Here is a 4589-nt window from a genome sequence, read left to right on the forward strand (position 1 = left end):
TCGGACGATATCTCATGCCGCAAATATCGGAGCCACATCTGCGCTTGCTGATCGATGAAACTGCTCCTTCCCATCACCAAAGTGCCAGTGGGACCACTGGCCGCACTCTGGAGCTTAGGCTAGTTTCCAAAGAAGCCAACCAACTCGTTTCCTTCTGGGAAGTGGCGTATTTCGACGTTCCCGCATTTCCGCCGATATTGGTGAACGGAGAGAAGGGCTGGCTTAGAGAGCCATTCGGGGTGAATCATACGCCTCCCCCCGATCCAATAAAGTTCGTTCTAGATGCAATCGGCGATGCATAGTACTTGGCCCAGCGTCTCGGCAAAGCTCGGTTCGTTGGATGGAGTCGGCTTATGGCCCTTCGCGGCCCTCTGGGTGATGCCCGATCATTTCCGAAGTTGAGGGTAGACCGGACCTGACTGCCAACGGCTGAAACCGGCGCTGTTGACCCGAAGCGGTCCTTGGACGATGGATTTTCGCGAGCAAAGCAGTAAGGTCACGACACAATCGAGACATGTTGGCAAGCATGAAGTTGATCAAGCTGACCAAAATAGCCATCTGCGTTATGTTCGGCGTAATCTCAGTCGTGCGGCTTTCTGCAACAGAGCGAAACATGACGCCTGTTGCGTATTTTCTCGAGCAAATGCCAGCGGATATCGACGCGCCACGTTATCTTCCCAGTGGCGCAAAGGATGTCATCACTGCAAAAGTTCGCTTTGGGCAAGGCAATGACGTAGCCTGGTTAGGAGGGCGTCATTGTGAGGGCTGCACAAACGATATATTTGGCTCTCGCCTAAAGATCATTGAAGTTATAGTGGGAACTGCAAAGGTGGGCGAAATAGTCAATGTTCTCTTCGGCCAGCGAAGCGAGCATCGCGAATTTCTCGCCTATCCCAGCACACCCGATCAGCGCAGTCGGGAATACACCGTTGTAATCTATTCTGGCGAAGACGGGAAAAGGCGCCTAGTTCCGTTTCAAATCTCCCATTCTGAATACCAAAACTGGCACGAAGAGATGTTGGCGTACCAGCGTCTGCGAGAACAACCCGGCCGCCGTGAACAGTAGGGTGTTTGTCGGCTCCTGGCCCGATGGCGACGTTCGGTTCGGCTCAAAAATGTTCTGTCTGCTAATTGGGGCAGACCGGAAGTGACACGGCGCCAGTCAAACCGGCGCTGTTGACCCCGAGCGGACTTCAGCGCCTGCGAACAAGGCCCCGCTTCGCACGTTTCCCAAGCCACACGCTGTGTCGAACAAATCCATAGACGATGAGCAGGATGGTGAGAAGGCCAATCTCCCAACGACCGGCGGCAAATAGAGCGATGCAAATCAGATAGACCAAGAAAAACAGGACCGTCCAAGCCAGGGCAAACCCAAGATAGGTCCGTCCGGTCGGGATGTTGCTTTTGTTATCCGCCATGACCAAGCCCAGCATTCGACCATCTCACCCGGCCTGTAGAACCTCGTTCAGCGCGCCGCTCTCGCCTTCATCAACACGAAGAGGTGGGAGCCTGCGGCGATAACCGAGAAAATGACTATGCCGAGTTCAACACCGTGCACACGCTGCGGCACATATGCTGAAGCCAGCCAAATAAAGAGCCGAACAGCTGCCATGAAGGCGATCATTCCCCACATCGCCAACCATTTTGGGGCGCACCATGTAGGCTCGCCGTTGTGTCCCCACTGCATTGCAACGCGTTCGCCCTCAATACGCGGCCCAAGGTAAAGGTTAAATGCGACCACTAGCGCAAGAGCTAGGCCAAAAACATAGTCCGCGTGTAACATCCTTGGGCCTTCCCAGAAACCGTTGTAACCATATTGCGAAATGCAACAGCAATCTAGGCTTGTCTTGCCGGGCTTGCTCGCGTCGCCTTGGTGTATGGTTGCCAGTGAGTTGAGCGATCACCTAAGGTCCGGTTGTGGCCCTTCGCGGACCTGAACCGCGGATCCGGTGATGTCCGCTCACAGTGGCAGAGCAGACCATCTACCAAGCACCCACCGACTTCCGAGTTTGACCCCAAGCCGACATCATCCCTCAGGCACCCCGGCCAAGCGCAAGCCCCGATAAATTCGCTCGCGCATCGCAAGATAGGTTGGATTGTCACTCAGTATGCCGTTACGGAAGCGACGAATGGTAAAGTTGGGATCGAGCGCAAGTCCTGCCTTTACGGCTTCGCTCGCCTGATCCATGCAGCCGAGCAATGCGAGTGCGCCCGCGAGCAAAAAGTGCGTAATGGGATAATTCCGGTTGGCTTCAAGGCTGCGTCGCCACCGGTTAACCGCGTCAACATCCTCCGAGAGTTGCCATTTGGCGGCTCCGGCGAACAGCAGCCAGCGATAGGCGTTTACGTCGCGAGGAGAAAGGCGAAACGCCTCGTTCATATGGGGCTCAGTCTCAGCTGCGCGACCCATCACAAATTTTGCGGCACCGATGACCGCATGCGCCCCAGCCAAGTTGCGATCCAAGGCCAACGCCCGCTCGCACTCCGCTATCCCTTGAGTCGCCCGGTTCGTTAGAATGAGCACGTCGCCCAATACCAAATGGGCAACAGCAAAATTCGGTGCGTGAGACAGCGCCTTCACCACAGACGCCTCGGCCATTGCGAGACGCACGGCCCGATCCGGCGAATACAGGCCCGATCCAATTGTCACGTCGACAACCGCCATAGCGACCATCGCTGCGGCATTTTTGGGGTCAAGCACCAATGCCCGCTCAAGAAATGCACGAGCTTGTGCCATATATTCTGGCGTCCGCCCCTTGTTCAAAGAAGCCGTGCCTTGAAAGTAAAGGTCCATTGACGTGAGGTGTGGAGATTGCTCGGACCGCCTGGCCTCATACTCGGTGAGTTGAGCTTCCAGCGTGTTGGCGAGGCGCGATACGATCTCGTCCTGCATGTCGAACAGATCAGCAACGGGCTTGTCAAAACGATCGGCCCACAGGTGTGTGCCGATTTCTGTGTCAACGAGCCGAACGTTGACGCGGAGTCGGTCACCGCCGCGCTGGACAGACCCTTCCAGCACATAGCGCACGTTCAACTCGCGACCGACCTGCTTCAGATCAACCGCTTTGCCTTTGTAGGTGAATGCAGTGTGCCGGCCAATGACGAATGAGCCACTGATACGTGACAAGTCCGTCGTCAGGCTGTCGGTCACCCCATCGACAAAGTAGTCCTGCCCGGGATCGTCGCTGAGGTTCGCGAATGGCAGCACCACCATGGATAGACGTGTCGCAGAAGCTTGTGTTGGCGTCGTGTCGCCACCATGTCCAGAAGAGCTAACCGGCTCGACTATGCGCCTCTCGTCTTCTTGTACTTTAGCAACGAAGCGGAATCCTTTACGCGGCAATGTCTTGATCAAATGCTGTTTCTCGCCTGTGTCGCCAATTGCGCTCCGGACGGCATTCAGGCGGGTGGTCAGCGCGGCATCTGAGACGATGCGACTTTTCCAAACGGCTCTGATGAGGTCGTCTTTGCTGACGACGCGCTCCCTGTTGCCTATCAGGTAGGCGAGTAAGTCAAATACCTGTGGCGCGATAGAGACCACCTCGGCCCCGCAACGGAGCTCGCGCAGGTCAGTGTCAAAAGTGTAGCCCTCGAAGAGATAGCGCAAACTGCCTTTCTCCCCCGGTTAGCCTCTGGGCCTCCCGAACTCGGCCGAAGCCCCGACTGACGAAGAATAAGCTTGTGGTGAGGAAAATGTAAGCGGTTCGTCAAGAGCGTCTGCCCTCGCGGAGGTAGTCTTCAAGCTCCAAATAAGAGGTGCAGCAATGACTACGACCGAATTGGGACAGGCCATCGCATCGGCGCCGCAGATCTTTCGCCTCTTCAAAGCATCTTGGACGAGGCTCCAAGAACGACGAAAACAAGAAAAAGCGCGTGCCGCCCTTTACGACCTCAACGACCGGGAGCTCAAGGACATAGGGATCGCGCGCGGCGAAATCGAATACGTCGCATCGAACCGATCTATCGACCCACGAGGTGCCTGCTCCTCCAGCCCCATTAGTATCTGATTTCGAGATAGGGACGATCGATATCGGCGGCGAAGCAATAGAGCGCCGATTTCTCGTCCCAGATGCTAGTAAGGCGGGGATGTCTCCTATTGGCCGATTTTGTTGCAAAAGTCGGTTGAGACAGACCGCGAACCGTGATTCCGTTGTGTTGACGCGAATCTCGGCGAGGTCGATCCATGATGGGCCGTGTGAAGAGTGACCAAGGTCAACTGTTCTACGAGTTTCATCTTGGCGACGCGGTTCCTGAAGATCATCTCGTGCGGAAGATCGATGCGGCTCTCGACCTGTCCTGGCTTCGCAGTGAACTAGCACCTCATTATTCGTCCATGGGTCGCCCGTCGATCGATCCGGAACTGATGATCCGGATGCTGGTCGTGGGATATGTCTTTGCGATCCGTTCGGAGCGGCTGATCTGCCGTGAAGTGCAGGTGAACCTTGCCTATCGCTGGTTCTGCAAGCTCGGGATCGAGGACGCTATCCCGGATCATTCGGCGTTCTCGCGCGCCCGCAACGAGCGCTTCCGCGAGGGAGATGTATTTCGCCACATGTTCGAGCGGGTCGTGGAGGCGTGCATTGCGGCCG

At 56.2% G+C, this 4589-nt stretch carries 7 protein-coding genes; 4 read left to right on the forward strand and 3 right to left on the reverse strand.

All coding sequences use genetic code 11. The annotated features are described in order from the left end of the window. Both E4K65_RS48380 and E4K65_RS46340 read left to right on the forward strand, forming a co-directional pair. Window positions 1-302: hypothetical protein (locus E4K65_RS48380; RefSeq protein WP_209312168.1), on the forward strand; the 302-nt coding region annotated here is incomplete at its 5' end. A 224-nt stretch (window positions 303-526) separates the two neighbouring features. After that, window positions 527-1066: a hypothetical protein gene (locus tag E4K65_RS46340; protein ID WP_135179718.1), complete on the forward strand. Its 540-nt coding sequence runs from the start codon at window positions 527-529 to the stop codon at window positions 1064-1066. A 127-nt stretch (window positions 1067-1193) separates the two neighbouring features. Here E4K65_RS46340 and E4K65_RS46345 read toward each other — a convergent pair whose 3' ends face one another. The 3 genes from E4K65_RS46345 to E4K65_RS46350 all read right to left on the reverse strand — a co-directional run bounded on the left by E4K65_RS46345 (window position 1194) and on the right by E4K65_RS46350 (window position 3607). After that, window positions 1194-1433: a hypothetical protein gene (locus E4K65_RS46345; protein ID WP_135179719.1), complete on the reverse strand. Its 240-nt coding sequence runs from the start codon at window positions 1431-1433 to the stop codon at window positions 1194-1196. Window positions 1434-1465: 32 nt separating this feature from the next. Continuing rightward, window positions 1466-1624, reverse strand: a complete 159-nt coding sequence (locus tag E4K65_RS48110; RefSeq protein ID WP_167771704.1) for a hypothetical protein — start codon at window positions 1622-1624, stop codon at window positions 1466-1468. 402 nt (window positions 1625-2026) lie between these two features. Continuing rightward, complete coding sequence (locus E4K65_RS46350) at window positions 2027-3607, reverse strand: winged helix-turn-helix domain-containing tetratricopeptide repeat protein (RefSeq protein ID WP_135179720.1); 1581 nt, start codon at window positions 3605-3607, stop codon at window positions 2027-2029. A gap of 157 nt (window positions 3608-3764) precedes the next feature. Between E4K65_RS46350 and E4K65_RS46355 the strand changes: the two genes are divergently transcribed. Continuing rightward, window positions 3765-4007 (forward strand): DUF1127 domain-containing protein, encoded by a 243-nt coding sequence (locus tag E4K65_RS46355; protein ID WP_135179721.1) that lies wholly within the window; start codon window positions 3765-3767, stop codon window positions 4005-4007. Window positions 4008-4183: 176 nt separating this feature from the next. Further along, window positions 4184-4589, forward strand: a 406-nt coding sequence (locus E4K65_RS46360) for a transposase (protein WP_135179722.1), incomplete at its 3' end; no start/stop codon positions are given.

This window comes from Bradyrhizobium niftali (genome assembly GCF_004571025.1).
Taxonomy (GTDB): domain Bacteria; phylum Pseudomonadota; class Alphaproteobacteria; order Rhizobiales; family Xanthobacteraceae; genus Bradyrhizobium; species Bradyrhizobium niftali.